Annotated in this window: 25 protein-coding genes; 8 read left to right on the forward strand and 17 right to left on the reverse strand. The window is 71.5% G+C overall.

Translation table 11 applies throughout. The features are described from left to right. Positions 1 to 4 precede the first annotated feature (4 nt). Genes QWU11_RS30410 through egtA form a run of 5 tightly spaced genes read right to left on the reverse strand, consistent with a single transcriptional unit; the run spans position 5 to position 5,229 of the window. Complete coding sequence (locus tag QWU11_RS30410) at positions 5 to 1,027, reverse strand: LacI family DNA-binding transcriptional regulator (protein WP_290117894.1); 1,023 nt, start codon at positions 1,025 to 1,027, stop codon at positions 5 to 7. 9 nt (positions 1,028 to 1,036) lie between these two features. Further along, a complete protein-coding gene (gene egtD / locus QWU11_RS30415; protein ID WP_290117895.1) occupies positions 1,037 to 1,999 on the reverse strand; it encodes an L-histidine N(alpha)-methyltransferase in 963 nt (320 codons plus the stop codon). A gap of 25 nt (positions 2,000 to 2,024) precedes the next feature. Continuing rightward, positions 2,025 to 2,768, reverse strand: coding sequence for an ergothioneine biosynthesis protein EgtC (gene egtC / locus QWU11_RS30420; protein ID WP_290117896.1), 744 nt, complete (start codon positions 2,766 to 2,768; stop codon positions 2,025 to 2,027). Next, complete coding sequence (gene egtB, locus QWU11_RS30425) at positions 2,768 to 4,057, reverse strand: ergothioneine biosynthesis protein EgtB (RefSeq protein WP_290117897.1); 1,290 nt, start codon at positions 4,055 to 4,057, stop codon at positions 2,768 to 2,770. Before egtB ends, egtC begins: the two co-directional genes overlap by 1 nt. Continuing rightward, positions 4,054 to 5,229 (reverse strand): ergothioneine biosynthesis glutamate--cysteine ligase EgtA, encoded by a 1,176-nt coding sequence (gene egtA, locus QWU11_RS30430; protein ID WP_290117898.1) that lies wholly within the window; start codon positions 5,227 to 5,229, stop codon positions 4,054 to 4,056. The genes egtB and egtA overlap by 4 nt, the downstream gene beginning before the upstream one ends. Before the next feature lie 182 nt (positions 5,230 to 5,411). Here egtA and QWU11_RS30435 point away from each other — a divergent pair, with 182 nt between their 5' ends. The 3 genes from QWU11_RS30435 to QWU11_RS30445 all read left to right on the forward strand — a co-directional run bounded on the left by QWU11_RS30435 (position 5,412) and on the right by QWU11_RS30445 (position 8,153). Further along, a complete protein-coding gene (locus QWU11_RS30435; protein WP_290117899.1) occupies positions 5,412 to 6,299 on the forward strand; it encodes an amidohydrolase family protein in 888 nt (295 codons plus the stop codon). 4 nt (positions 6,300 to 6,303) lie between these two features. Continuing rightward, on the forward strand, positions 6,304 to 6,801 hold the full coding sequence (locus tag QWU11_RS30440) for a cysteine dioxygenase family protein (protein WP_290117900.1): 498 nt from the start codon (positions 6,304 to 6,306) through the stop codon (positions 6,799 to 6,801). Between the two features lie 86 nt (positions 6,802 to 6,887). Beyond that, positions 6,888 to 8,153: a sigma-70 family RNA polymerase sigma factor gene (locus tag QWU11_RS30445; RefSeq protein ID WP_290117901.1), complete on the forward strand. Its 1,266-nt coding sequence runs from the start codon at positions 6,888 to 6,890 to the stop codon at positions 8,151 to 8,153. Between the two features lie 868 nt (positions 8,154 to 9,021). On the opposite strand, the gene QWU11_RS30450 is transcribed toward QWU11_RS30445, so the two are convergent. Beyond that, positions 9,022 to 10,008, reverse strand: coding sequence for an ABC transporter permease (locus QWU11_RS30450; protein ID WP_290117902.1), 987 nt, complete (start codon positions 10,006 to 10,008; stop codon positions 9,022 to 9,024). Then, positions 10,005 to 10,874 (reverse strand): ABC transporter ATP-binding protein, encoded by an 870-nt coding sequence (locus QWU11_RS30455; protein ID WP_290117903.1) that lies wholly within the window; start codon positions 10,872 to 10,874, stop codon positions 10,005 to 10,007. The genes QWU11_RS30450 and QWU11_RS30455 overlap by 4 nt, the downstream gene beginning before the upstream one ends. Positions 10,875 to 11,018: 144 nt before the next feature. Here QWU11_RS30455 and QWU11_RS30460 point away from each other — a divergent pair, with 144 nt between their 5' ends. The 3 genes from QWU11_RS30460 to QWU11_RS30470 all read left to right on the forward strand — a co-directional run bounded on the left by QWU11_RS30460 (position 11,019) and on the right by QWU11_RS30470 (position 14,356). Then, on the forward strand, positions 11,019 to 12,167 hold the full coding sequence (locus QWU11_RS30460; RefSeq protein ID WP_290117904.1) for a histidine kinase: 1,149 nt from the start codon (positions 11,019 to 11,021) through the stop codon (positions 12,165 to 12,167). Then, entirely contained in the window at positions 12,164 to 12,823 is a 660-nt protein-coding gene (locus QWU11_RS30465) for a response regulator transcription factor (RefSeq protein ID WP_290117905.1), read from the forward strand. Before QWU11_RS30460 ends, QWU11_RS30465 begins: the two co-directional genes overlap by 4 nt. 210 nt (positions 12,824 to 13,033) lie before the next feature. Beyond that, positions 13,034 to 14,356 (forward strand): FAD-binding protein, encoded by a 1,323-nt coding sequence (locus tag QWU11_RS30470; protein ID WP_290117906.1) that lies wholly within the window; start codon positions 13,034 to 13,036, stop codon positions 14,354 to 14,356. A gap of 456 nt (positions 14,357 to 14,812) precedes the next feature. On the opposite strand, the gene QWU11_RS30475 is transcribed toward QWU11_RS30470, so the two are convergent. From QWU11_RS30475 to QWU11_RS30490, 4 genes are all read right to left on the reverse strand, one after another. Then, the gene (locus tag QWU11_RS30475) at positions 14,813 to 15,406 is read right to left on the reverse strand and encodes a GNAT family N-acetyltransferase (protein WP_290117907.1); all 594 of its coding nucleotides are present in this window, start codon (positions 15,404 to 15,406) and stop codon (positions 14,813 to 14,815) included. Next, positions 15,381 to 16,073 carry a rhomboid-like protein gene (locus QWU11_RS30480; protein WP_290117908.1) on the reverse strand — a complete coding sequence of 231 codons (693 nt, stop codon included), beginning with the start codon at positions 16,071 to 16,073 and terminating at the stop codon, positions 15,381 to 15,383. The genes QWU11_RS30475 and QWU11_RS30480 overlap by 26 nt, the downstream gene beginning before the upstream one ends. A gap of 97 nt (positions 16,074 to 16,170) precedes the next feature. Continuing rightward, positions 16,171 to 16,569, reverse strand: coding sequence for a hypothetical protein (locus tag QWU11_RS30485; protein ID WP_290117909.1), 399 nt, complete (start codon positions 16,567 to 16,569; stop codon positions 16,171 to 16,173). A gap of 60 nt (positions 16,570 to 16,629) precedes the next feature. Then, positions 16,630 to 18,216: an MFS transporter gene (locus tag QWU11_RS30490; RefSeq protein ID WP_290117910.1), complete on the reverse strand. Its 1,587-nt coding sequence runs from the start codon at positions 18,214 to 18,216 to the stop codon at positions 16,630 to 16,632. A 143-nt stretch (positions 18,217 to 18,359) separates the two neighbouring features. Between QWU11_RS30490 and QWU11_RS30495 the strand changes: the two genes are divergently transcribed. Then, positions 18,360 to 19,046 (forward strand): TetR family transcriptional regulator, encoded by a 687-nt coding sequence (locus QWU11_RS30495; protein ID WP_290117911.1) that lies wholly within the window; start codon positions 18,360 to 18,362, stop codon positions 19,044 to 19,046. Between the two features lie 133 nt (positions 19,047 to 19,179). Here the strand turns inward: QWU11_RS30495 and QWU11_RS30500 are convergent, their stop codons facing one another. The 6 genes from QWU11_RS30500 to QWU11_RS30525 all read right to left on the reverse strand — a co-directional run bounded on the left by QWU11_RS30500 (position 19,180) and on the right by QWU11_RS30525 (position 25,092). After that, the gene (locus tag QWU11_RS30500) at positions 19,180 to 19,377 is read right to left on the reverse strand and encodes a DUF5999 family protein (RefSeq protein ID WP_290117912.1); all 198 of its coding nucleotides are present in this window, start codon (positions 19,375 to 19,377) and stop codon (positions 19,180 to 19,182) included. A gap of 200 nt (positions 19,378 to 19,577) precedes the next feature. Then, positions 19,578 to 20,381 (reverse strand): class I SAM-dependent methyltransferase, encoded by an 804-nt coding sequence (locus QWU11_RS30505; protein WP_290117913.1) that lies wholly within the window; start codon positions 20,379 to 20,381, stop codon positions 19,578 to 19,580. Continuing rightward, the gene (locus QWU11_RS30510; RefSeq protein ID WP_290117914.1) at positions 20,378 to 21,547 is read right to left on the reverse strand and encodes a lipid-transfer protein; all 1,170 of its coding nucleotides are present in this window, start codon (positions 21,545 to 21,547) and stop codon (positions 20,378 to 20,380) included. The genes QWU11_RS30505 and QWU11_RS30510 overlap by 4 nt, the downstream gene beginning before the upstream one ends. Beyond that, positions 21,544 to 22,809 carry an OB-fold domain-containing protein gene (locus QWU11_RS30515; protein ID WP_290117915.1) on the reverse strand — a complete coding sequence of 422 codons (1,266 nt, stop codon included), beginning with the start codon at positions 22,807 to 22,809 and terminating at the stop codon, positions 21,544 to 21,546. Before QWU11_RS30515 ends, QWU11_RS30510 begins: the two co-directional genes overlap by 4 nt. A 25-nt stretch (positions 22,810 to 22,834) precedes the next feature. After that, the gene (locus QWU11_RS30520) at positions 22,835 to 24,007 is read right to left on the reverse strand and encodes an acyl-CoA dehydrogenase family protein (RefSeq protein WP_290117916.1); all 1,173 of its coding nucleotides are present in this window, start codon (positions 24,005 to 24,007) and stop codon (positions 22,835 to 22,837) included. Next, the gene (locus QWU11_RS30525; RefSeq protein WP_290117917.1) at positions 24,007 to 25,092 is read right to left on the reverse strand and encodes an acyl-CoA dehydrogenase family protein; all 1,086 of its coding nucleotides are present in this window, start codon (positions 25,090 to 25,092) and stop codon (positions 24,007 to 24,009) included. The genes QWU11_RS30520 and QWU11_RS30525 overlap by 1 nt, the downstream gene beginning before the upstream one ends. Positions 25,093 to 25,318: 226 nt before the next feature. Here QWU11_RS30525 and QWU11_RS30530 point away from each other — a divergent pair, with 226 nt between their 5' ends. Further along, positions 25,319 to 25,909: a TetR family transcriptional regulator gene (locus QWU11_RS30530; protein WP_290117918.1), complete on the forward strand. Its 591-nt coding sequence runs from the start codon at positions 25,319 to 25,321 to the stop codon at positions 25,907 to 25,909. Positions 25,910 to 25,915: the final 6 nt, after the last annotated feature.

A 25,915-nucleotide genomic window follows, 5' to 3' on the forward strand; every position in this document is an offset into this window, starting at 1 on the left:
GGCCCTAGTTGACGGTGGGGTCGACGGCGCGGGCGCGGCCGGTGGACTCGCGTTGCAGGAGGCTCGGCTCGCAGACGATGCGGCGGCGGCGGGGTTTGCCCTCGATGGCGCCGATCATCACGCGGACCGCCGAGTGCACGATGCCCTCGATGTCCCAGTCCACGCTCGTCAGCGGAGGCGTCAGCAACGCCGACATCGGGTGGTTGTCGAAGCCCGCCACCGACACGTCCTCCGGCACGGCCAGGCCCAGCTCCCGCGTCGCCGCGTAGACCCCGTACCCGATCGAGTCGGAGAAGCAGAACAGCGCCGTCGGCCGGGGCGAGTCGCCCAGCACGTCGAGCGCCACGTCCGTCGCCGCGCCCAGGGCCTGGGGCGTGGTGACCACGTCCACCCTGACCCCGAGCCGCTCGGCCTCCGCGGTGACGTACACGTCCGCCGGGCGGTCGGGGGTGCGAGAGCCCGTCGAGGTCAGCACGGCGATGTGCCGGTGCCCCAGCGCGTACAGGTGCTCCAGGGCGAGCGTCACCCCGGCGCGGTTGTCGAAGACGACCTCCCCGTACGCGTGCCCGCCCCGCAGGGAGTCGCCGATCGACACGAGCGGCAGGCTCTCGCCCAGCTCGGCCCACAGCTCCGCGGACGGGTCGACCGGCTGCACGATCAGCCCGTCGACCCGCTGGTCGCGCAGCTGGCGCGCGAGCATCAGCTCGCGCTCGGGGTCGTTCGCCGCGTCCAGGATGATCGCGTAGCGGTCGCGGGCGAACAGGGCGCGGCCGATGCCCACCGCCAGCGACTGCTGCCAGAGATCTTCGAGGGAACCGCAGAGCAGGCCCACCATGCCGCTGCGCCCGCTGGCGAGTGCCCGGGCGATCGGGTGGGCCTCATAGCCCAGCTCCTCGGCGGCCTTGCGGACCCGCTCCTGGGTTTCCTCCGACGTCTGGATGCCACGCAGCGCATACGAAACGGCGGCCGGCGATAGCCCCGTCGCTTTCGCCACCTCACGGATCGTCGCGCGCTTTCGCTGCGTCACGCCCCAACCCTATAGAGAGGGTCGGACAAGACTGAGAACGAAATCGCGATCCGTGTCAGTCCACCACTGGTCAATTCCCAGTCCGGCCGACGAGACGGAGGCCTCGAAGCTCTCCCGGCGGAACTTGGCCGAGATCTCCGTCCTCATCTCCTCCCCCGCCGCGAACTCCACGACGAGGTCCAGCGCGCCGACCCGTACGGTCTGGGCCTGGGCCGAGCGCAGCCGCATCTCGATGCGCTCCCGCTCGCGGTCCCAGACCGCGACGTGCTCGAAGCGGGAGACGTCGAAGTCGGCGGCCAGCTCGCGGTTGATCACCCGCAGGACGTTGCGGTTGAACTCCGCGGTGACGCCCCGCGCGTCGTCGTAGGCCCGTACGAGCCGCTGCGGCTCCTTGACCAGGTCCGCGCCGATCAGCAGCGCGTCGTCCTCGCCCATCGAGGCGCGCAGGCCGCCGAGGAAGGACACGCGCTCGGCCGGTTCCATGTTGCCGATCGTGCCGCCGAGGAAGGCGATCAGCCGGCGCGGCCCGGCGGGAAGCTGGTCGAGGTGGCGTTCGTAGTCGGCCACGACGGCCTGCACCCGCAGGCCCGGGTACTCGGCGGCGATCTGGTCCGCCGCCGAGGCGAGGAAGTCGCCGCTGACGTCGACCGGGACGTAGGTCTCCAGCGTCCCGGACAGCGCGTCCAGCAGCAGCCGGGTCTTCTCCCCGGATCCCGCGCCGAGTTCGAGCAGCGTACGCGCGCCGGTCACCGAGGCGATCTCGGTGGCGCGCTCGGTGAGGATGGCGCGCTCGCGCCGGGTCGGGTAGTACTCCTCCAGCCTGGTGATCTCCTCGAAGAGCTCGCTTCCGCGCTCGTCGTAGAACCACTTCGGCGGCAGCGTCTTCGGGAACGCGGTCAGGCCGTCGGCGACGTCCTGGCGGAGCGACTTGCCGAGGTCGTCGGGCGTGAGAAAGCGCTTGATGATCGGCACTGAAGATCTCCTCATCGAGATTCGGTCAGGGACGCAGCGGGCTGACACCGACGCCCCCCGGACCGGCGGTCACGAGTGATCGGTCGGGCACCTCCTCCCATCCGGGCTCGTCGTCGTAGGGCTCGGAGGCGAGCACGATCCCGCCGTCCAGCGCGCGGTAGAAGAGCGTGTCGCCCCAGGTCGTGGCCGCCAGCCGCGTACCGTCGCCGGCCAGGAGGTTGTAGCGTCCGCCGGCCAGCGGGGTGACCGTACGCACCGCGTGCGCCAGGCCGTCGCCCAGCGACTCACCCGCCCGCCACGCCCCGGCGGCCAGGGCGAACAGCAACGCCGAGTCGACGGGCGCACGCGCGTCCGGGACGATCGCCAGGTCCCCGGCCAGCTCACGCAGCTTGGACTCCACCGCGGGGAACCCCTGGATCACCCCGTTGTGGCTGAACAGCCGGTCCCCGTCCGTGAAGGGCTGGGCGCACGACTCGTCGATCGGGAACCCGACCGTCGCCGACCGGACCGCCGCGATCGTGCAGCGCGTACGGACCACGTCGGCGACGTCGGCGAACGACAGGTCGGTCCACATCGGCTGAGAGCGCCGGTAGCGCACCGGCGCGGGGCGGGTCTCGTCGTACCAGCCCGCGCCGAAGCCGTCGGCGTTCAGGATGCAGGAGCGCGACATGCGCGGCGCGTACGCCTGGGTCTCCAGCGAATGCTCCGGCGCGTACAGGAGTTCGTGCAGGCTCCGGGGGTCGCCGAGATAACCCAGGTGACGGCACATCAGGCGTCCCTCGCGCAGCGGAAGCCGGCGAAGATCTGCCGGCGGATCGGGTAGTCCCAGTTGCGGAAGGTGGCCCGGCCCGAGAGCGCGTGCGTCGCCCACGACCCGCCCTTCAGCACCTTGTAGTCACCGCCGAAGAACACCTCTGAGTACTCCTTGTACGGGAACGAGCGGAAGCCCGGATAGCCGTCGAAACCGGTCGAGGTCCACTCCCAGACGTCGCCGATGAGCTGCCGTACGCCGTAGGCCGAGGCGCCCTCCGGGTACGAGCCGAGCGGCGCGGGGTGCAGCAGGCGCTGCCCGAGGTTGGCGTGGTCGTCGGCCTCGCCGGCGTCGCCCCACGGCAGGCGGCGCTTGCGCTCCGCCACGGGGTCCCAGCTCGCGGCCTTCTCCCACTCCGCCTCGGTCGGCAGCCGCCGTCCGGCCCAGCGGGCGTACGCGTCCGCCTCGTACCAGTTGACGTGCTGCACCGGCTCGTCCATCGGGACCGGTTCGACCCGCCCGAGGCGGCGCCGCAGCCACTGGCCGCCCTCGCGGTGCCAAAAGCCCGGCGCCTCCTTGCCCGAGGAGGACCGCCACTCCCAGCCCTTCGGGTGCCACCAGCGGCGGTCGCGGTACCCGCCCGCCTCGACGAACGCGGCGTACGCGGCGTTGCCGACCGGCGTCGTGTCGAGGTGGAAGGACGGGACCTCGACCCAGTGGCCGGGGCGTTCGTTGTCGTAGGCCCAGGGGTCGTCGGTGGTGCCCATGAGGAAGGGGCCGCCGGGGATCAGCACCTCCGGCTCGCAGGTCCCGGCGGCGGGCGACGGGCCCGGCGGGTCGAGCAGGGCCGGGGCGCCCTTGCGGAGCTGGTGGGTGGCCAGCATGGTCTCGTCGTGCTGGTGCTCGTGCTGGATCACCATGTGATAGACGAAACCGTCCCCGGCGAGGGCGCCGGCGAACGGCACCTTCTCCAGAGAGTCGATCACCTGGTCGCGCACGGTGGTGATGTACGCGCGGCTCTCGGCGGGGGTGAGCAGGGGCAGCGAGGGCCGTTCGGCGCGCGGATGCTCGAAGGCATCGTAGATGTCGTCGATGTCCGCCCGGATGGCGGTGGCCCCCGCGGCGGCGCGCAGCAGCCACTGTTCCTCGTAGTTGCCGATGTGCGCCAGGTCCCAGACCAGCGGCGACATCAGCGGGGAGACCTGCGAGGTCAGCTCGGGATCATCCAGTGCTCCCACGGTCAGCCCGAAGCTGCGGTCGCGCGCCGCGGTGAGCTCCGCGATGATCCTTTCCTTTACGTCCATCATTCCTCCTTGCCGGCGGGCACCCGCGTGCCGGCATCCTCGTCGAGGGGTCTCTCGTCGGCGGGGCAGCGGCCGCGCGCGACGAAGCGGTCCGCGTAGTCCGTGACGAGAGGGACGAGCGCCTCGGCGCCGAGCCTGGGCAGCGCGTCGAGCGCCGCCTCGAAGCAGCGGCGTGCGGCGCGCGCCAGGGCGGGGTCGGTGAGGGCGTCGCGAGCCGCCTCGCACCAGCGGTCCGCCACGGGTTCGGCCGCCTCCGCGGCGATGTCGGCGGCCACCGGATCCTCGATCAGCGCCGTGACCACGGCGATCGGCACGGGCCAGTACGGCTCCGGCAGCGCGTCGATCATCCGCAACTCCAGCCAGCCCTGCGGGCGTACCGGCGGGAACAGCGTGGTCAGGTGGTAGGCGAGGTCGTCGGCGTCGGGCCGGCCGTCGGCGAGCCACTCGCGGAAGGTCATGCCGGGATTCGGCACCCAGCCCTGCCGCAGCAGCATGACCCGCGCGTCGAGGGCGTACTTCGCCCAGGCCGCCACCGGGTCATCGCCCACGACCGGAGCCGTACGGCCGCGGTCGAGCCCCTCCCAGATCACCTGCCGCACCGAGCGGCTGCCGTTCCACGGCGAGTTGGCGAACGCCGCCACCAGCACCGGCCCCAGGGCATGCGCGAGCCGCCAGCGCCGCGTCGCGTCCTTGTCGTCGGCGCCGATGTCGAGGCAGACCTGGAGCGAGGCCGTCGCGCACATCATCGCGAGTCCCGCCTCCCCGAAGTACTCCCGCATGCACCGGTAGCGCCCCTCGTCCAGCTGGAAGAAGGGATCCCGCAGGTTGCGCGGGTCGGCGCCGCGGCCTTCCAGAGCCAGGCCGTCCCGCGCCAGGTGCTGCCCGACGTGGGCGATGTCCGCCGCCAGCGCGGCCTGCGCCGTCACCACGCCCCGTTGCGGAAGGGAGCTGAGCTCCAGCTGACCGCCCGGTTCGTAGGTGATGCGGCTGCCGGCCGGCGGTGGGCCCGCCGTCTCCATCACCGTACGCAGCCGGCCGATCGTCACGCGCCGCTCCGGCACCTGCCGGTCGGCGACGAACCACTCGGTCTCCGCGCCCACCTGTCCCGGTGGGCCGGTCTTGAAACACACCCCGCTGATGTGTTCGTACACGTCGTCCAAGGTCAGACGCGTCATAGGCACCTCCGTTCACGCCATGACCGAGGGTCATTCCCTACTGAACCGGATCAATAATCCGAAACTCCGCATTTCGCCGATGACGTGTCGGTGAACACTATGACCGCCTGAACTGGTGAATCGGTTTACTTAAGCGGTACAGTGATACGGTTCAGTAAACCGGTTCACTAGACAGGAGCACCGTGGCCACCGACGTACACCAGCACCTGTGGGGCGGTGCGTTCATCGACGCCCTGCGCGGGCGTACGGAGACGCCGCGTCTCGATGGCTGGACCCTCCATCTCGACGGAGAGGCGCCGTTCGACGCCGACCCCGCCGACCATGATCTTTCCGCCCGGGCCGCCCTGGCCGCCTCGGACGGTTTCTCGCTCGTCCTGACGTCCCTGTCCTCGCCGCTCGGCATCGAGTGGCTGGCGCCGTCGGTCGCCGGGCCGCTGCTGGAGGCCTACCACGAGGACGCGCTCGCGCTGCCCGCGCCGTTCGGTGCCTGGGCGGCCGCCTCGGTGGCGGAGATCGACGCGCCGGGGCTCGCCTCTTTGCTCGACCGTGGTCTCGTCGGTCTCCAACTGCCGGCGAACGCGTTGTCGGACGCCGCGGGATACGGCCATTGCGCGCCGCTGCTGGAGCTGCTGGAGTCGCGGGGGCTGCCGCTCTTCGTGCACCCCGGGCCCGCGCCATCCGCCTCCGGGCCCGCGTGGTGGCCGGCGCTGGTGCCGTACGTCCAGCAGATGCACGCGGCGTGGTTCGCGTTCCGCGCCTGGGGACGGCCGCGCTTCCCGCGGCTGCGGGTCTGCTTCGCGCTGCTCTCGGGCCTGGCCCCGCTGCACGGGGAGCGGCTCGCCGTACGCGGCGGCGGCCGCGGCGAGGTCGACCGCGACGTCTTCCTGGAGACCTCCTCGTACGGGCCGCGCGCCATCGACGCGACCATCCGGGCGCTCGGCATCGACACGATCGTGTGCGGCTCGGACCGGCCGTACGCTCCACCGCCCGGCGACCTCGGCCTCGGCGAGGCCGCCGAGCACGCCATCCGGGTGGCCAACCCGGGCCGACTACTGATGAGAGAGGAGTGATCCGATGTCCTTCGAGTCACTGCCCGCACGGACTCTCGACAAGTCCGAGCTCCGTGAGCTCGTGGACGCGCTGGCGCAAGACGTCTCGTCCTGGCGTGAACACGTGGCCTTCCCCGACGGGCAGCGGCACTATGTGTCCCTCTATCGCGATGACCACGTCGATGTCTGGCTGCTGTGCTGGACCCCTGAAAATGACACCGGCTGGCACGACCACGACATCTCCTCCGGTGCGGTCGCCGTCGTGGGCGGCACGCTGAAGGAGTGCAACCCCCGCATCGGCGGCGCCCACGTCGAGGTCGCGGTCAGCGAGGGCGTCTCCTTCGCCTTCGGCCCCGAACACATCCACCGGCTCGTCGGCGCCGCCGACCAGAGCGTCTCCATCCACGCGTACTCTCCCCCGCTGTGGCGCCTGGGGCAGTACTCCATCGACGAGGGCGGCGTGATGCGCCGGGTCTCGGTGAGCTACGCGGACGAATTGCGCCCCCTGAACGCTGTCGCTTGACCCGGCCGTCCCGCTAGTATCCAGATTTCTAGCGTTACGTCTGGATCCTGTGATGATCCAGTGGTACGGCGGGACTGGAGGAACCGGTGTCCCTTACCGAAGCCCTGCGGACAGGTGCTCCGGAGGCGTTCGGCGTGCTCTATGACGAGCACGCCGAACAGCTGTACGCCTACTGCCACATCATGGTCGGCGACGAGGCGGCGGACTCCGTACGCGACGCGTTCATCGCGGCCGCCCGCCATCCGGGTACGGCACCCTCGGACCCGGCCGCCCTGCCGGTGTGGCTGTTCGCCCTGGCACGCGCGGAGTGTCTCCGGCGCGGCTCGCTGGTACGACGCCCGACGACGACGCCGTCCTCGGACCCGCTGCGGCGGGCGCTGGCACGGCTGCGCCCGGAGCACCGTGAGGCCCTGGCACTGTCCACGACGCTCGAGCCCGTGGAGATCGCCCGGGTCATCGGCGTCGCCGCCGACACGGCGGAGATGCTCGTACGGGTGTCGGCGCGGCGGCTGGAGCAGGCCGCGGTGTCGGTGCTGGGCGGCGTACACAACGAGGCCATGCTGGCCGCGCTGAGTGCCGGCAACCTCGACAAGCTGGTGATGCGGGGATACTCGTTGCCGCCGCGCCAGCGCGAGAGAGTGCTCACGTCGTGCGCGGCGGCCGAACGCGCGCCCGACGGCGCCCTGCTGTTCGACGCGGACGGCATGCCGATCCCGCTCGACGCCCTCTTCGGACGGGCGGAGGAGCCGACACATCCGTTCGCGCAGGTCGAGGACTCGTCTGCTGCTGTTGCCACTGCCGGGGTCGCGACGATCCGGGTGTCGCACGCGCGCCCGAAGAAGGAGCCGTTCCTCAGCCGCCGCCGAGACGGCCTGGTCGAGGTCGCCGGCCTGGCGGCGTGCGTGGCCGCGGCGACGAGCGTGCTGGCCCTGTGGCCGAGCCCGCACAACAACGGTGCGTCCAACATGGACGGCACGAGCCTGTTCATGCACCGCAGCGCACCGGCGAGCCGTTCGGCCCAGCCGGTACCCCAGGGCGGCAACGCGATGCCACCGCCGCAGGCGGCGACCTCCAAGCCGGGCGCGTCCCCGACGCCGTCGAGCTCGAGCGCGGCGCCTGCCGACGCCCCGGCGACGACCCCGCCGTCGCAACCGGCCCCGCCACCGGTGGCGGGCCACGGCCCGAGCCCGTCCCACCCGGCACATCCGACGCACCCGACCCATCCGGCACCGCCCACCAGCCCGCCGGACTCTCCTCCGTCGTCCACACCGACGCCGGACCCGACCCCGACGCCGACGGACTCACCGACCGACCCACCGCCCCCGGACCCGAGCACTCCGTCCACCCCGTGACTCGCCGCCCTGACGGGGCGCCGGGGGCCGTAGCTGTCCCGGCCGGCGGCCGTAGCGTCTCGCCCGGCGACCCGGTCCCTGGGCTCGGCTGCGCGCACGGCCTTGGCCTTTGCGCTCAGGCCGGCCTCAGAGTTTCACGGCAACCACGCGAGCGCGCGACCGCCAACGGTGCCAGATGACGTGGTGGTGGGACCACGTCGTGTGGGACGACACGGTGCGGTCGGTGGCGAGCAAGAGGCACCGGGGGCCACCTTCGAACCGAAGGTCGGGCACGTCCAGCAGCGTGCCGCGGTGTTCCACCATTTCGGTTTCCGGCGTGACGGCTCCGTGGCCAGCTCAAGGACACCGACATCGCCACGACCCTCGCCCCCTCCCGACCACGAGTGCAGAACCGCCCCACCGCCGCACGGCTGCACGGCCACGGACGACCTCCTCGCCCGCAGGCGGGAAGCGGACACGGTCCGCTCCGACATCTACGACAACATCCACCGTCATCTCATCGCTCTGCCCCATGCACCACGCCCGATCGCCGCACTGACCGAGCCGCCGCTGATGGCCACGCGGCTCACGATGTTGCGGACCCGGGTGGAGGCGGCGCTGCAGCCCTTCGACGCCGCGCCGGCCGCCGGGGACCGGGGCCAAGCCGAGGGCCGGGGCCAGATTCAGGGCGAGTCAGACCCGGGGCCGCGAGCATCTGCGGCACCGGTGACGGCGCTCTCTCGCCCGGCGAACGAATGCCTCAGTGGTGGACTACACGGCGGTTCTCACCATGGACTCGCCCTTTCCTCGGGGAGGTCAGTCCGGTTCGACGGGGGTCCTGCTCCCCGGGGAGAGCAGAGCTGAGTCGGAATCTGGGTCATCGGCCCGGTCATGACAGGCGGCGGTGGATCCACCAGGTGGAGAGGCCGGTCAGTGCGAGAGCGAGGGCCAGGTAGATCGTCGTCTCGTACCACTGGAGGGCCCAGAACCGTCCGGCGGGCTGGTAGTAGACCAGTTGCCGGTAGCCGTACTTGTCGAGCCGGGCGAAGCATGCCAGGCCGCCCGTCTCAGGACAGGACATCGCCCAGGACGGCGGACGGGCCGCCTGGCCCGCCGCGTTGACGGTGTGCTGTGAAGTGACCCACGCCCCCGGACGGTCGATGATGACGTGCAGGTTGTCGTGCATGTCGATCAAGGTGAGGTTCTTCGCGGTGATGGCGACGGTCTGGTGTTCGGGGGCCATCAGGAGCGGGCGTACCCACACCGACATGACGACCTGGGCGACCATGAACACCGCCAGGAGGACCGCCATCGCCGGCAACGTCCGGCGGATGAGGATCCCGAGGGTCACGCCGAGGACGAAGGCGAAGGCCGCGTAGCCGACCGGCACGATCCCCCGTGCGTCGAAGATCTCGCGGGACAGCCGGGAGAAGACGAACACCCCTGGCCCCGGCTCACCGTTGCGGCTCGCCACTGCCGCGTCGATCGGGGCGGCCCACCAGCTCACCGCCAGGCTGAGCGATCCGGCCACTGCCATGGCGGCCAGGCCGATGAAGCCCAGCTTGGCGCACAGCCACCGCGTACGAGTCGTCTGCGTCCACGCCAGCCGATGTGTCCCGGCGTCCAGCTCCCGGGTGACCAGCGGTGCGCCCCAGAACATGCCGATGAGCGCCGGCAGAGCGAGCACGGCCAGCCAGGCGAACACGTACAGCGCACTGTCGGTGCCGGTCAGATCGTTGATGAAGGCGTCGCCCCGCGTCCGGTGCAGGTGGACCAGACGCGGACCGGTGGCCGCGAGGATGACGGCGAGGACCGCGACGCCGCCGAAGATCACCATGGCCTGCGTACGGAACTGGCGCCAGGTCAGCCAGATCATCGGTGCACCTCCACGGTGGGCATGCTCATGTAGCCGAGGACGAGGTCTTCCAGGTCTGCCGGGCGCGCGGTCCAGGCGGGGTCGGGCGGGACGGAGCCGCCGCGTACGAGCACGGTCGTCCGGCTGTCGGTATGGCGCACCGACACGACCTCGAGTCCGGGCGGAAGGGCCGCGGGGTCGATCCGTGGCGCGGTGAGCAGGTGATGCTCGGCGAGCAGCGCGCCGACGTCTCCGGCCACCCGTACGCGCGAGGCGACGAGCACCACGAGGTAGTCACAGACCTGTTCGAGGTCGGAGACCAGGTGGGAAGAGTGCACGACGCTGACCTCACCGCCGGCCGCGGCCTCGGCCAGGTCGCCCAGGAAGTCCTGCCGGGCGAGTGGATCAAGCCCAGCGACCGGCTCGTCGAGGATCAGCAGCCGCGGCCGTTTGGCGATCGCCAGTGTGAGGGCCAGCTGGGCGCGCTGGCCGCCGGACAGACTGCCCGCCCGCTGGTCGGGGCGCAGGCCGATCCGTCTGATCCGGTCGCGGGCCAGGCGTGGGTCCCAGCCCGGGTTGAGCCGGGCGCCGAGCCTGAGGTGCTCGGCGACGGTGAGCCTCGCGTACGTCGGGGTGTCCTGGGCGACGAAGCCGACCTTGGCCAGTTGTGCACGGCCGTCGGCGGGGCGGCCGCCGCACACCTCGATCGTGCCCGACGTCGGTGTCAGCAGCCCGGCGGCAAGGCTGAGCAGGGTGGTCTTCCCCGCGCCGTTGGGGCCGACCAGCCCGACGACGCGTCCGGCGGGGATGTCGAGGGCACAGTCCGACAGCGCCCACCGGCGCCTATACCTTTTGCCCAGTCCCTGGGCGCGCAGCACGGCCGTCATGCCATGTCCTTTTGTTGTGGAGCCATGGCAGTACGGTCGCGGGTTGTGGCAGGGCGGGGATACCGGTCAGAAGTACGGTCGGAGCGCCAGGATCGTACTTTTGGCTATTACCCTCACCCCCCACTTCTCCGTACCTTGAACAGCATGAACATGCTCGACCGCCTGGCCAAGCGGCCGGGGACCGCCGCCGACGCCGGGCTCGCCGTCGTGTTCGTGGCCGCCCTCGCCCTCGACGCCCGCATCGTCGTCGGCTATCACGGCGACTGGATCTTCGACCTGGTCGTCGGCGCGATGGTGTGCACGGCCGCCCTGCTGCGCCGATACTCCCGCGTGTGGACGGCGGCGGCGGGTCTGGCGATCTCGGGGGCCGCCGAGCCGGCCGCCTGGCGGTGGGACCTGCCCGGCCAGCCGGGCGGCGCCGCGTGCCTGGCCCTGCTCGTGCTCATCGGCTCCGCGGCCCGGGTGCTGCCCGTCCGTTCCGCGGCGGCCGTCGCGGCCGGGGGCACCGTGGTGGTGGCCGGCACCATGGAGCGCTATATCTCCTTCATCCGGGACGGCACACCCAGCGGATTCGCCGCGACCTGGCTCATGGGCCTCGGCTGGGTCGCCGCCCTGGGGGCCGGGCTGTGGCTGCGGTTCCTCGACAACCATCGCGGGTCCACCGTCGAGGCGATCCGGCGCGGTGAGCGCCTCGAACTCGCCCGGGAGCTTCACGACGCGGCGGCCCACCACATCACCGGCATCGTGGTCCAGGCCCAGGCCGCCCGCATCACCGCCCGCAGACAACCCGAGACGCTCGACGACGCCCTCGCGGGCATCGAGATCGCCGGCGTCGACGCGCTGGCATCCATGCGGCGCGTCATCGGCCTGCTCCGCGACAACAACGACGCCGGCGGGCTCACCCCCGGCCCCGAACAGCTCGCGGACCTGGTCGAACGCTTCGCCGGCCACGGGCCGGCAGTCCAACTCCACCTGCCCGAACACCCGGTCTGGCCCCCCGAGGTGACCACGACCGTCTACCGCGTCGTCCAGGAGGCACTCACCAACATCACCCGGCACGCCCCGAGCGCCTGCGACGTCACCGTCGCCGTCACCCACGAAGGGCGGGCCATCACCGTCGAGATCACCGACGACGCTCCCGCCGGTTCGCCGCGATTCCACCATTCCGACGGGTACGGCCTCGTCGGAATGCGCGAGCGGGTCGAGGCCCTCGGCGGCACCCTCGCTGCCGGTCCTCGACCGCATACCGGCTGGTCGGTGCTCGCCACCCTGCCGGACCCGGGCCGACCATGACCATACGGGTACTGATCGCCGATGATCAGGAGATGATCCGCAGCGGGCTGCGTCTCATTCTCGAGGACCACCCCGACATCACCGTGGTCGGCGAGGCCGCCGACGGCGCCGAGGCGGTCAGCGAAGCCCGCCGCCTGCGGCCCGACGTGTCCCTCGTCGACGTCCGGATGCCGCGCCTGGACGGCATCGAGGTCACCCGCGCCCTGGCCGGTCCCGGCGTGCCCAACCCGCTCCGGGTCGTCATCGTCACCACGTTCGACCTGGATGAATATGTCTACGGCGCCCTCCGCGCCGGAGCCGTCGGCTTCATCCTCAAGGACGCGGGCCCCGCTCTGCTGACGGAGGCCGTACGAGCCGCACAGGCCGGAGACGCCCTGATCTCCCCCTCGATCACCCTGCGGCTCTTCGAACGCCTCACCAAGTCCTCACCCGCCACCGAACCCACCACCCCGCTGTCCGCCCGCGAGATCGAGGTCATCCGAGCCATCGGCCGCGGCCGCACGAACCAGGAGATCGCCGCAGAACTCTTCATCTCGATAAGCACGGTCAAGAGCCACCTGACGAGCGTCCAGACCAAACTCAAACTACGCAACCGCGTCGAGGTAGCCGCCTGGGCCTGGGAGCTGGGCTTCATGGGCCAGAAGAACCCCGCATAGACCATCCCCCGGGACGCGTACCGGTGCGGGGACTCGCCCGTCGAGCGTCGGGTGGGGCGGTGACCTGCGTCAAACGACGCTGCAGAGTGCTGTGGCCCCTGCGAACGCTGACGTCCGCCTGCGTGGGGTACCTATCGGGGACGACCGCCTACGAGCAAGGGAGTCGTCGCGAGTAATCGGCCAGTTGGCCTGCCCGGAATCGAGGGTCGCGTGCGGCTGGATGAGGCCGCCCTCGACCAGAGTGCCGACGACTTCGGGCATCTCGTTCACCATCGGCCTTGGGCGGTCGTTGAGCCCGGTTCTGTGGACGACATCGCCACCGTGGTCCGTCACTGCCAGGCGGATGGCATTCCCGTGGCCGCGCGTGGGCGGGGGCATGGCACCTTTGGGCAGGCTCAGGTCGCCGGCGGGATTGCCATCGACATGGCCTCGCTGCGCGGCATCGAGGTCGGAGCCGACCGTGCGTACGTTCAGGCCGGGGTGCTCTGGAGTGGGCTCCTTCACGCGACTCTTCCCTGCGGTCTCGCGCCTCCGGTGCTCACCGACTACCTCGAACTCTCCGCTGGCGGCACCCTGGCCTCCGGCGGTCTCGGCGGGACCAGTCACCGGTACGGCGCGCAGGCCGACAACGTCCACGAACTCGACGTCGTCACCGGCACCGGAGAGCGCCTTACCTGCTCACCCCGCAGGCACGCGGACCTCTTCCACGCCGCCCTCTCCGGTCTCGGGCAGTGCGCCATCATCACCCGTGCCACCGTACGGCTGCTGCCCGCGCCCGCCTCCGTACGGCGCTACCGGCTCTCCTATCCGACGCTCGCCGCGCTCATCATGGACCAGCGCACCGTCGTACGGGACGGGCGGTTCGACCATGTCGAGGGGCAGGTACGGCCGACCGGCGCCGGCGGCTGGCGTTACCTGCTGGAGGCGGCGACGTTCGGCGGGGCAGCGGATGCTGGGATGCCGGACGTCGGGATACCGGATGCCGGGCTGCTCGGCGATCTCTCGTACACGCGCGGCACCGAGGAGGTCGAGAGCCTCGGCTACTTCGACTTTCTGAACCGCCTCGCCGCCTCGGTGGAGGACTTCACCTCGATCGGCGAGTGGGCACGCCCACATCCCTGGCTGAACCTCCTCCTGCCCGACTCGGTGACCGACGGCCTGGTCGAGGACGTCCTCGCGCACATGACACCCGCCGACCTCGGGGTCAGCGGCGTCATCCTGCTCTATCCCGTACGCCGCCGGCACCTCCGCACACCTCTGCTGCGGGTGCCCGACGAGGAGCTGGCCTTTCTGTTCGCGCTGCTGAAAGCTTCGTCACCCGGCGCCGAGGATCCGGCCGCGATGGTGGCGGCGAACCGCACCTTGTACGAGCGGGCCCGTGCCGCCGGCGGCACGCAGTACCCGGTCGGCGCCGTCCCCATGACCCACGCCGACTGGCGCCGGCACTTCGGCGCGCAGTGGCCACGCCTGGAGACCGCCCGACGCCGGTACGACCCGGCGGGCATCCTCACCCCGGGCCAAGGCATCTTCTAGAGGCACCGCCGGCAAGGCATCGAACGATGGAGGGGCGCCACCGATTGCGACGTGGGGGCGGTGACGGCGTAGGGGCGGTGGCAACGTAGGCGCGGTAGCGGCGTGTGCGCAGGCGGCGGCCGTGTGGAGGCGATGACAACGTGGGCGCGGTAGCGGCGTGGGGGCGATAGCGGGGGGACGGTGGCGGCGCCGACGCGGGGACCGCGGCTGTGGGAGGCGATCGCGGAATGAAGGAGTGGAATCGGGGCCGGGAGATCTCGCGGCGGGGGTTCGGGGTCGTGGAAACGTTCGGTCGCCCGACCGGCGGGGAGCTTGCGGCGGCGGTCGGCCTTCGCGCGGTCGGACAACTCCGGCTGTCACATCTCCGCTGACGAATGACGAAAGTTCAGCCAGCATGCGACCGGCCACGGACAGCCCTTGGCCACCGGACCGCCCTCCCCGCAGAAACCAGAAGCGTCAGCGTGAAGGCAAGGTCGGATGCGGGGCGGTCGGGGCGATGTCGACCATGGCGCTGGTGATCGCCCACCGCTCGTGGTCTCGCCATTCCCCGTCGATGAAGAGCAGGTCCGGCGAGTAGCCCTCATTACGGAACCCTAGACGCTTCACCAGCCGCAACGACGCCACATTGTCCGACTGGATCTGCGCGTCCAGCCGGTGCAGCCGGAGTTCCTCGAACGCGTACCGCACCACCAGGTCAAGGCCCTCGGACAGGTACCCCCGCCCGGCGGAAGGCGCGAACGCCGCGTACCCGAGTGACGCGTTCTGATAGCGCCCACGGATGACGCTGTTGATGTTCACGATCCCCGCGATCGCCGACGAGTCCCGCACGCGGACCAGCAGAGACTCCTCGTCGCCCGAGGTGTACCGCGCGACATAGGCCTGGAACGCCTCCGCCGTCGCGGGCAGGGACATCCACGGATGGTGCAGCTCGGCGCTGACCGCCACGAGTTCGAGGAACTCGTCCTGGTCGTCATGACAGAGCGGCCGCAGCGTCACGCGGGACGGCCGGCCGGCCAGGAACTTCTCAAGAGCCGCCCGACGCTGCGCCACGACCCGATCGCTCGACATCACATCCGGCACCGTATCGAGCGTCCGCAGGCGCCTCGGCAGGGCGGGGCTCCAGCCGTACGAGCAGCAGCCCGACGCCCGCGCCCGTGACGAGGGCGACGAGGTGGCCCACCGCGGCGACGTCGAGGCGGTCCAGGCCCGCGAACAGGTTCGGGGCCAGGAACGACAGGCCGATCAGGGCGCCCAGCCGCCACCAGCGGCTCGCGATCCGGTCGAACAGCCAGTGGCCGTGCCGGGCGGTGCGTATCGCGGGCTCGGCTCCGTAGAGGATCGTCGCGATCAGACCGGAGGCGATGACATAGGACGGCCCGACGTCGTCCAGGAAGCGCAGCGAACCCGGCGCCGCGCCGGTGGAGATCTGCCAGGCGAGCACGCCCTCGCTCACCAGGGTTCCGATGACCTGGGCGGCGAAGACCAGGAGCAGCGCCCGCAGGTTTCCGAAGCGGTGCACCAACGGGAACAGGCCGACGACCGCGAAGCCGATCCAGATCCAGACCGTCGCCTCCGACACGAACGCCGACGCGATGAGCGTGCCGAGCGGGTCGGAGCGCAGGTTGACCAGGTTGGTCGCGGTCGAGGCGATGAAGGATCTCTGGTCAGACGGTTCGAGCCCGTAGGCGTACACCGAGGAGACGGCGCACAACGCCATGATGAAAAGGATGGGCATCGGGAAACGTCTGAGGATCAAGGGCACGCCGGAAGCCTAGGCCGATTGACTGAGTGTTTTCTGACAACTGAGGAATGAGTCAGGCCGCTGTCACCCGGCGGCCACCCCGGCGCTGGCGGAACCGGTGCAGCCGGTACGCCCCGCGGTCGACGGCCGTCGTGACCACTACCTCGCGGAACCTCCCCGGCACCTCGGCCGCCCAGAACGCCCCGGCGACCGTGACCGCCGGCACCGTACGGGACGAGCCGCCGGCCCGGAACTCCACGAGGACCTCGCCGCCCGCCGGAAGCTGGCCCCACGCGACCGAGAACTCCCGCCCGCGTACGGCGCCGCGCACGAGCACGGCTCCCCGTCCGCCGGCCACGGCGACGTCGATCAGGCCGTCACCGGTGTGCACCTCCAGGGCGGGACGGTCCCCGCTCCCCCGGCCGACGCGCAGTTCCCAGCCGCTCCGCGGCAGCGCCGTCGCAGTCTCCATGTCCAACTCCCACGAGCACGAGAAAGGTGCGGGCGGAGCCGTCCTCCGCCCGCACCTGGATCAGATGGCGACGGTGCCCTCGACCGAGGACTCACCGCGCCGTACGAGCAGGGCGGCGCCGGCCGCGGCCAGGGCCACCACCGCGGCCACGGCCATCGACGTCTGGAAGCCGTCCATGAACGCCAGGTGGCTGCCGTTGGTGATCGCCTTCGCGACAGGGCCCGGGGCGCCGGCGGGTACCGGCGCGACGCCTTGTGCGATGTAGGACTTGGCGCCCTCGAGGCCGTGCGCGGCCGGTGCGGGCAGGCCCGCTCCGGTCAGCCGGTCGTAGAGGACGTCGCCCACGCGGGTCGACAGGATCGTGCCGAGGACCGAGGTGCCCAGCACGCCGCCGATCTGGAAGGCGGTCTGCTGCAGGCCGCCCGCGACGCCCGCCAGCTGCACCGGCGCGTTGCCGACGATGGCCTCGGTGCCGGCGGTCATGATGAAGCCGAACGCCAGGCCGATGAGGACGAACCAGGGCCAGATCGCGTTGTACGACGCGTCGACGCCGATCCGCGAGAGCCCGAACATCGCCACGGCGGTGAACACCATGCCGAGCGCCAGCGGCACGCGTGGGCCGAAGCGCTGGGTCAGCGCGCCGCCGAGCGGCGAGGAGACGATGAAGATGCCGGTCATCGGCAGCATCCGCACACCGGCGGCGACCGGGCTCAGCCCGTGCACCTGCTGGAGGTACAGCGTGATGAAGAAGATCGTGCCGAACAGCGCGAACGTGCCGAGCAGGAGCAGGCCGGTGGCCGCCGACAGCGAGACCGAGCGGAACAGCTTCAGCGGCAGCACCGGGTGCGAGGCCATCAGCTCACGGACGATGAAACCGGCCAGCAGCACCGCGAACGCGGCGAACGACCAGAGCGGAACCGGGTCCCCGAAGCCGTACGAACCGGCCTTGATCAGGCCCCAGACCAGCGCGAACAGCGATCCCGACAGCAGCGCGACGCCGGACACGTCGAAGGAGCCGCCCGCCTCCTCGTCACGCGACTCGCGGATCACCCACAGGCCGACGAGCAGCGCGATCAGGCCCAGCGGGGCGTTGAGGAAGAACACCGACTCCCAGTTGACGTGCTGGACGAGGAGTCCCCCGACGATCGGGCCGCCGGCGATCGAGATCCCGACCGTGGCGCCCCAGATGCCGATCGCGGCGTTGAGGCGGTGCACCGGGAAGGTGTTGCGGATGATCGCGAGGCTGGCCGGCTGGAGGAGCGCCCCCGCGACGCCCTGCACGACCCGCCAGAAGATGACCATTCCGATGCCGCCGGACAGGCCGACCATCAGCGAGGCGATGGCGAACCCGACCACACCGGCGAGGAACGTACGCTTGCGCCCGAAGCGGTCGGCGATCTTTCCCGCGGGGATCAGCGTGACGGCCAGGGCGAGCAGGTAGCCGTTGGTGACCCACTGCAGACCGGAGAGGTCGGCGTGCAGGTCCCGGGCGATCGCGGGGTTGGCGATGGACACGACCGTCGCGTCCAGCCCGACCATCATCACGCCGAGCGCGACCGCGAACAGGGTCAGCCAGGGGTGCCCATGGCCGGTACGCGTCGTTCTGTCGCGCGTCCCAGAGGGGGACGCCAGTGTCGCTTGGGACATGAACTTGCCTCCGTGAAGTTCGGTACGCCCAAAAGTGTCACGACGTGACACATGTCGTCAAGCGACTAAAGTCTCACTATGACGACTGTCACAAGATGAAAACTGACCTTGGCTAAGTGAACGGTGTCGGTTACTCTCCTGACATGGAGGCGACCACGGTGGAACAAGGCTGTGCGGAGCCCACGGCAGGCCGGCGTGAGCGAAAGAAGCAGCGCACCCGCGAGGCACTGATCGACGCGGCGTTCCGGCTCTTCCAGCAGAAGGGCTTCGACGCGACGACCGTGGAGGAGATCGCGGACGAGGTCGACGTCTCGTCCCGGACCTTCTTCCGCTACTTCGCGTCGAAGGAGGACGTCGTCCTCACCTTCCAGGAAGAGCAGTTCACCACCATGCTGGAGGCACTGGCGGCCCGCCCGGCCTCAGAGCCGGTGATGACCTCGCTGCGCAAGGCGGCGGTCTCGGTGCTGCGCGCCTGTGAGGACGGCGAGTACGGCTTCGACCCCGAGCGCTTCGGCTGCATCCAGGAGATGATGGAGGCCAGCCCGGCGGTCCTCGGCCGCAGCCTGGAGCACGGCGAGAAGAAGCAGGCCGCGATCACTCAGGTGATCGCCGAGCGCATGGGCGTCGACCTCAAGACCGACCTGCGGCCCCACGTGGTGGCGAGCCTTTCCAACTGCGCGTTCCGCTGCGCCTTCGAGATCATGGGATCCGGGGTGGCGAAGGTCGACCGGTTCTCCGACGCCCTCGACCAGGTCTTCGGTGTGATGGAGGACGGACTCGCCTACGCGCCGCAGACAGCGAAGACGGCCGAGACCCGGCAGACGGCGTAAAAGGGATCGGCCGGCCCACGGAGCGGGGGAGGCTCCATGGACCGGCACGTCCTTTTCGGGGGGACCCAGGGGAGGTCCGCGCGGCGCCTCCAGGGGCCGTGAGGCCGCCTGCGCGGGTACGGGCGGCGGGGGGTCAGGCCGCCGGCGACAGGGGTCGTGCGGGGTGGGGCTCGGTGGTGTGGCCGTCAGGGGCCAGCTCGCCGGTGTCGTCGAAGACGACGACTCCGTTGCAGAGCAGGCACCAGCCCTGTTCTGGGTGGGATGACACGACACGTGCCGCGGTGTGGTCGTTCGCGTCCGCCGCGGGACATGGGGGCCGGTGTTGGCACATGTCACAATCCCCTTTCTCGTCTAGCCGCTCTTCCGTACAACACAACAGTGCCGTCCGGCATGCCCCGGCGTCTGCGCGGCCACCCCCCAATCTCTCCGCCTGCCAGCCGCACCCGCCGTATGCCTGCTAGCAGGTACGTGACCGGGCTCACAGCCCCTCGGCCGCCTCGGCGGCGGCGCGGTATGGCAGGGAGCCGGTACTCACCCGGCGCGGCGCCAGACCAGGACCTCGGTGCCCGGCCGCACCTCGGCGAACCGGCCCGACGGCGAGACCTCACGCAGCAGCCGGAGCAGGTCGCGTTCGAAGCCGGCCCGGCGGTCGCCGAACAGGTGCGGCGCGGAGGAGGAGAGGGAGAAGACCCAGGCGAGGACGTCGGAGGCCGAGCGTTCCAGCACCTCACCGCCGGGCACGACCCTCCGCACGGGCCCGGCGAACCCCGCCCGCGCGAGCACCGCGGCCTCACCGCCGGGAGTGCCCTGCGGCAGGAGCCCCCGTCCGGCCCGCCGCACCGGCCCGAGGTGGCGCCGTACCAGGCCCTCGATGCCCGCGTACGGCGGGCGCGGAAGGCCGCCCCCGGCCGGGCTCTCGCCCTTCACGTCCGAGACATGGACGAACGCCCCTCCGGGCCGCAGCAGGCCGTGGACCGTCGCCGCCACGAGATCGCGCTCCATCCAGTGGAAGGACTGGCCGAACGACACGGCGGAGAACGTCCCCAGCCCCTCCGGCAGGTCCTCGGCGCGAGCGTGGATCCACCGGATCCCGGCGGATCGCCGCGCGGCCTCGACGATCATCCCCGCGTCGGCGTCCACGCCGACGACCTCCCCGAACAGCGGGGCCAGGAGCAGCGCGAGGGTCCCGGGGCCGCAGCCCACGTCGAGCAGGCGTCCCCGCCCGTCGAGCGCGAGCATCTCGGCCAGCGCGGGAGCCAGCCCCGGGGCGTACGGCAGCCGTCCCCGCGCGTAGAACCCGGCCGCGCCCGCGTAGAGGGTCTCGTCCCAGATCACTCGCGGCCGAGGACCAGGCCGCTGGTCGGCACGCCCGTACCCGCGGTGACCAGGACGTGTTCCACGTCCGGCACCTGGTTCACCGATGTGCCGCGAAGCTGGCGTACCGCCTCGGCGATGCCGTTCATGCCATGGATGTAGGCCTCGCCGAGCTGCCCGCCGTTCGGGTTGACCGGGAGCCGCCCGCCGAGCTCGATACCGCCGTCCGCGATGAAGTCGCGCGCCTCTCCCCGGCCGCAGAAGCCCAGCTCCTCCAGCTGGATCAGCACGAACGGTGTGAAGTGGTCGTACAGGATCGCGGTCTGCACGTCGGCGGGGGCCAGGCCCGAGCGTTCCCACAGGGCGCGGCCCACGACGCCCATCGCGGGCAGGGCGGCCAGGTCGGTCTCGTAGTAGCCGAACATCATCATCGGGTTCGGGCCGGCGCCCTGCGCGGCCGCCTTGATGATCGCCGGGGGGTGGGTCAGGTCGCGGGCGCGGTCCGCGCCGGTCACGACGATCGCCACGCCGCCGTCGGACTCCTGGCAGCAGTCGAGCAGGTGCAGCGGCTCGACCACCCACCGGCTCGCCTGGTGCTCCTCCAGCGTGATCGGGCGGCCGTGGAACCATGCGTGCGGGTTGGTGGCGGCGTGCCGCCGCATCGCCACGGCCACGCGGCCGAAGTCCTCGCTCGTCGCGCCGTAGTCGTGCATGTAGCGGCGTGCCTGCATCGCGACCCACGCCGCCGGGGTGGCGAAACCGTAGGGCACGTGCCAGGAGAACTCCAGGCCGGTCGAGGTCGGAGCCCCGGTCGCGGCGGCGTTCGCCTGGCCGAAGCGGCGCCCGGACCGCTCGTTGAACGCCCTGTAGCACACGACCGTCCTCGCCTGCCCCGACGCGACCGCCATCGCGGCGTGCGCGACCGTGCCGCAGGCCGCGCCGCCGCCGTAGTCGACGCGGGAGAAGAAGCTCAGCTCCGGGACGCCCAGCTCACGGGCCACCGCGATCTCGGCGTTGGCGTCCTGGGTGAACGTCACGAGCCCGTCGACATCGGACGGCGTCAGCCCGGCGTCCTTGATCGCGGCGATGCACGCCTCGGCGGCGAGCTGCAGCTCCGAACGGCCCGACTCCTTGGAGAACTCCGTCGCGCCGATGCCGGCGATGGCCGCCCGCCCGGAGATCGTCATACGGGCTCCTTCAGCCGTACGGTCGCGGTCACGTGGTCGCCGAGGCTCACCGCCCCGCGCACCTCCAGGGTGCGGGGATCGGTCCGGCGCGCGTACAGGGACAGCGTCTCCCCGGCGTACGCGGGCACGCCGAGCCGCAGCGCGATGCCCTCCAGGTGCGCGTCCGGCACCCGCAGCAGGGCGCACTGCTGGACCAGGCCGATCGTGGTGAGGATGTTGAGGAAGATGTCCTGCGACCCCTGCGCCCGCGCCAGCGCCGGGTCGTGGTGCACGGGCATGAAGTCCCGGGTCGCCAGGGCCGTGGAGATGATGAAGGTCGGGGTCAGCTCGACCCGCAGGTCCGGCTCGTCCTCCGCGGCGGCCTCCTCGGGTACGGGCGGCGCCGTGCCGGCCGGACGCCACTGCGGCAGCGTCAGCTCGTCGTCCATCCGCTGGAACTCCAGCTCCACCGGCATGCCGACGTACGCGTCCCCGGGCTCGCAGCCGAGCAGGCCGCCGACCATCCGCACGCCTTCCTCGAGCTCGACCAGCGCCACGACGTACGGCGGCGTCAGCCCGGGCACCGGCGGATGGTGGTGCACGACGTAGCTGTGCACGACGCCGCGTCCGGCCGCCGTCACGTGGTCGCGCTTGGTCGCGTGGCAGCGGGGGCACATCGGGCCGGGCGGGTGGCGCAGCTCGCCGCACTCCGCGCAGCGCTGGATCCGCAGCTCACCGGCCTGCACGCCGTCCCAGAAGAAGGCGCTGTCGGGGCCGACCGCCGGGCGCAGCGGGTACCGGCCGCCGGAGGCCTTACCGCCTCCGGGCTTGAACTTCAGCACCCGGAACAGCATCTCCGCGACGCGCTCGTCCCCGGAGTACCAGCGCTGGTGCCAGGTGACGAAGTAGCCCTCGCCGAGCGCGGTCCGCTTGGGCCCGGTCACCTCGCCGAGCCGTACGCTCGGGCGCAGGTGCTCCCCCACCCGTACGTAGCGGTCGTAGGTCTGCTCGCAGTTGGTGGCGACCACGCCGGTGTAGCCCGCCTCCTGCAGCGCCGCCATCATGCGGCTGGCCGGGGTCGGGATCCGGTCCTCCAGGCCGTGCTGCGACCAGACCTGGATCATGGCCGGCGGCACGACCTCCTCCCAGCGCGGGTTCGCGTCGCCGAGCGCGCTCGCCCAGTGGTGGATCATGACCGGGTTCACCGGCTCCGGGCACGGGTCCCCGGGTCGCTCGCCCTGGGCGGTGAACTCCGCGGCGAGCGTCATCAGCCGATCGTGCATGCTCTCTCCCTCTGCCACGGAAACGTCAGCGAGGGGCCCGCGGCAGGCCGAGGCCGATCATCGCGATGATCTCACGCTGGATCTCGTTGACGCCGCCGCCGAAGGTCAGCACCAGGGCGCCCTTCACCCCGCGGTCCAGGCGGTCGATCAGGTCGCGCGTCTCCTCGTCGCCCGGGTCGCCGTACCGCGCCAGCGCCTCACCGACGATGCGCCCGGCGTCCTGCATGCGCTCGGAGCCGTAGATCTTGGTGGCCGAGGCGTCCGGGGCGCCGAGCCAGCCGAGGTCCATGTTCGCGGCGACCTGCCAGTTGAGCAGCTCGTTGATGCGCAGGAAGGAGTGGATCTCGGCGACCGCGCGGCGTACGGCGGGCTGCTCGATCAGGGGGCGCCCGTCGCGGCCCGGTTTGGTGCGCGCCCAGCGGACGAACCGGTCGTAGGTGTGCCCGATGTTGCCGGCCGGGCCGAGGGTGACCCGCTCGTGGTTGAGCTGGTTGACGATGAGGTCCCAGCCCTGGTTCTCGTGGCCGACGAGCATCTCGACCGGGACGCGCACGTCCTGGTAGTAGGTGGAGTTGGTGTGGCGCCGGCCGTCCATGGTGACGATCGGCGTGCACGAGAACCCCGGGTCGGAGGTGTCGGCGATGAGCATCGAGATGCCCTTGTGCTTCTTCGCGTCCGGGTCGGTGCGGACCGCGAGCCAGATGTGGTCGGCGTGGTGCGCGCCCGAGGTGAAGATCTTCTGGCCGTTGACGATGTAGTGGTCGCCGTCGCGTACGGCGGTGGTGCGCAGCCCGGCCAGGTCGGTACCGGCGCCCGGCTCGGTGTAGCCGATGGCGAAGTGACACTCGCCCGCCAGGATGCGGGGCAGGAACCGCTTCTTCTGCTCCTCGGTGCCGTACTGCACGAGCGTCGGCGCGACGGTGTTCAGCGTGATGAGCGGGTACGGCACCTCGGCGCGGGCGATCTCATTGGCGAAGATCTGCTGTTCGAGCGGGCCGAGACCGCGGCCGCCGTACTCCTCCGGGAGCGCGACGCCGAGCATGTGGTCGCTTCCCAGCCGCCGGCAGTGCTCCATGAACGCGATGCCGAACGGGTCCTTGGCGATCAGCTGCCGCTGCTCGTCGTTCAGGCAGCCGCGGAAGTAGTCGCGCAACTCGTCGCGGAACGCCTTCTGCGCGTCGGTCAGGTCGATGAACATCAGGCCACCAGAGCTCCGATCGCGTCGAGTTGCGCCTCGGCGCCGCCGAGCAGGTGGGCGTAGTGCTTGACCCACGCGAAGTGGCGGTGCAGCGGATAGGTGACGTCCAGGCCCAGCCCGCCGTGCAGGTGCTGGCAGATGTAGAGCGCCTTCAGCGCGCCGTCGCAGGCCGCCCAGGCCGCGACGCCGAGCACCTCGGCCGCGTCGTCCTGGCCTTCGGCGAGCCGCCAGACGCCCGCCCACATGGCCACGTCGAGCGCGCGCTTGGCGATGTAGACGTCGCCGACCTCCATCGTGACCGCCTGGAACTCCGCGAGCGGCCGGCCGAACTGCTCTCGCGTCTTCACGTGCTCGGTCGTGATCCGCAGCGCGGCGTCCAGCGCGCCGGAGATCGTGGCGACCGCGCCGGCCGTGGCGAACCCGGTCAGCGTCTCGTACGCTCCGGCGCCGAGCAGGGTGTCCGCGCCGGTGCGCACGCCGTCCAGGCGCAGCCGGGACATGGGCTCGTGGGTGGAGGCCGGGTGGGGCGTGAGCCCGGCCTGGCCGGGTTCGAGGGCGAAGACGCCCACCTCGCCGTCCTCGGTGCGGGCCGGGACGAGGATGCGGGCCGCCTGCTCGGCGTACGGCACGAAGGTCTTCACGCCCTCGATGACGTACGCGTCGCCGTCGCGGGTCGCGGTCGTCGCCGGCCCGGAGAGGTCGGCGTCCGGCTCGCGTACGGCCGCGGTGATCACCGACTCTCCCCCGGCCAGCGCGGAGAGCCCGGCGCGCAGGTCGCCGGTGCCGTGCCGGGCGAGCGTGACGGCGGCGGTGAGCGAGGCGTACGCGGGGACCGGCGCGGCGTGCGCCCCGATCTCGCGCAGCAGCACGGCCAGCTCGACCGCGCCGAGGCCGGCTCCGCCGAGGTCCTCGGGCAGGCAGGCGCCGAGCAGTCCGGCACCGGCCAGCGTCTTCCAGAGTGCGTCGTCGTAGGGGGCGCCGGACCGCTCGTGGGCCTCGAGCCGCGTCGTCGACGCCTCGCGGTCCAGTAGCCCGGCCGCGAGCTTTTGCAGCTCTTGGGCGTCTTCATCGAGATCGAAGTCCATGGTCCCCTCTCGCGGCAGGCGGACTGCGATGCAAACTAGAACAGATTCTAGTCGGTGTCCACAACCGGCGCCTACCCTGCCATCCATGCTTGTGACATGGGGACCGATCCCGGCCGGAGAGAGCCTCCGGATGCGCGCTCCGAGATAACGTGTTCTCGCAGCATGTACCCTTGTGCGAGTGACTGCGCGGATCCAGGCCTCCGCGCCCGTGACCGGAGGTGCCGACGTGACCGCAGAACCCACCGCTGCCGGTCACCCGACGGGCCGCTCGCGCAGCCAGCACCAGCGCCGTAAGCGCATCCTGCAGGCGGCCGCCGCACTGGCGTCGCGCGGCGGCGTCGAGGCGATGCAGATGCGCACCGTCGCCGAGCGCGCCGGAGTCGCCCTCGGCACGCTCTACCGCTACTTCCCCTCCAAGATGGACCTCGTGGTCGCCGTCGTCAACGAGGAGATGGACACGCTCGAGGCGAGCCTCGACCGCCGTCCGCCCACGTCGGACACCGCCGCCGGCCGGGCGGTCGAGGTGCTGACACGCGCGACGCGCGGGCTGATGCGCGAGCCGGAGCTCGCGGACGCCCTGATCCGGTCGCTGCTGCTGTCGGACGTCCAGACCGATCTGGGCGACCGGATGGCGGGCATGCTGGCCAAGGTCGCCGACCGGGACGCCCTTCTCAGCGAGGAACAGCACGTCCTGCTGCGTGCGCTCTCCAGCGTCTGGATCATGGAAATGATCGAGATGCTCCGCGGCCGTGCCGGGAACGAGCAGATCCAGGATCGTCTGGAGATCGCCGCCGAGCGTCTGCTCGCCGGCTTCTGAGCGGCC

It is taken from the genome of Actinomadura sp. DC4 (genome assembly GCF_030406325.1).
Classification (GTDB): Bacteria; Actinomycetota; Actinomycetes; order Streptosporangiales; family Streptosporangiaceae; genus Actinoallomurus.

Coding starts and splice junctions, on each gene's coding strand:
- QWU11_RS30495 (WP_290117911.1), top strand. CDS start 18,360: ATGGAGGCGACCACGGTGGAACAAGGCTGTGCGGAGCCCACGGCAGGC.
- QWU11_RS30525 (WP_290117917.1), bottom strand. CDS start 25,092: ATGGACTTCGATCTCGATGAAGACGCCCAAGAGCTGCAAAAGCTCGCG.
- egtB (WP_290117897.1), bottom strand. CDS start 4,057: ATGATGGACGTAAAGGAAAGGATCATCGCGGAGCTCACCGCGGCGCGC.
- QWU11_RS30440 (WP_290117900.1), top strand. CDS start 6,304: ATGTCCTTCGAGTCACTGCCCGCACGGACTCTCGACAAGTCCGAGCTC.
- QWU11_RS30490 (WP_290117910.1), bottom strand. CDS start 18,216: ATGTCCCAAGCGACACTGGCGTCCCCCTCTGGGACGCGCGACAGAACG.
- QWU11_RS30480 (WP_290117908.1), bottom strand. CDS start 16,073: ATGGCGTTGTGCGCCGTCTCCTCGGTGTACGCCTACGGGCTCGAACCG.
- QWU11_RS30450 (WP_290117902.1), bottom strand. CDS start 10,008: ATGATCTGGCTGACCTGGCGCCAGTTCCGTACGCAGGCCATGGTGATC.
- QWU11_RS30460 (WP_290117904.1), top strand. CDS start 11,019: ATGAACATGCTCGACCGCCTGGCCAAGCGGCCGGGGACCGCCGCCGAC.
- egtA (WP_290117898.1), bottom strand. CDS start 5,229: ATGACGCGTCTGACCTTGGACGACGTGTACGAACACATCAGCGGGGTG.
- QWU11_RS30520 (WP_290117916.1), bottom strand. CDS start 24,007: ATGTTCATCGACCTGACCGACGCGCAGAAGGCGTTCCGCGACGAGTTG.
- QWU11_RS30510 (WP_290117914.1), bottom strand. CDS start 21,547: ATGACGATCTCCGGGCGGGCGGCCATCGCCGGCATCGGCGCGACGGAG.
- QWU11_RS30515 (WP_290117915.1), bottom strand. CDS start 22,809: ATGCACGATCGGCTGATGACGCTCGCCGCGGAGTTCACCGCCCAGGGC.
- QWU11_RS30485 (WP_290117909.1), bottom strand. CDS start 16,569: ATGGAGACTGCGACGGCGCTGCCGCGGAGCGGCTGGGAACTGCGCGTC.
- QWU11_RS30465 (WP_290117905.1), top strand. CDS start 12,164: ATGACCATACGGGTACTGATCGCCGATGATCAGGAGATGATCCGCAGC.
- QWU11_RS30455 (WP_290117903.1), bottom strand. CDS start 10,874: ATGACGGCCGTGCTGCGCGCCCAGGGACTGGGCAAAAGGTATAGGCGC.
- QWU11_RS30500 (WP_290117912.1), bottom strand. CDS start 19,377: ATGTGCCAACACCGGCCCCCATGTCCCGCGGCGGACGCGAACGACCAC.
- egtC (WP_290117896.1), bottom strand. CDS start 2,768: ATGTGCCGTCACCTGGGTTATCTCGGCGACCCCCGGAGCCTGCACGAA.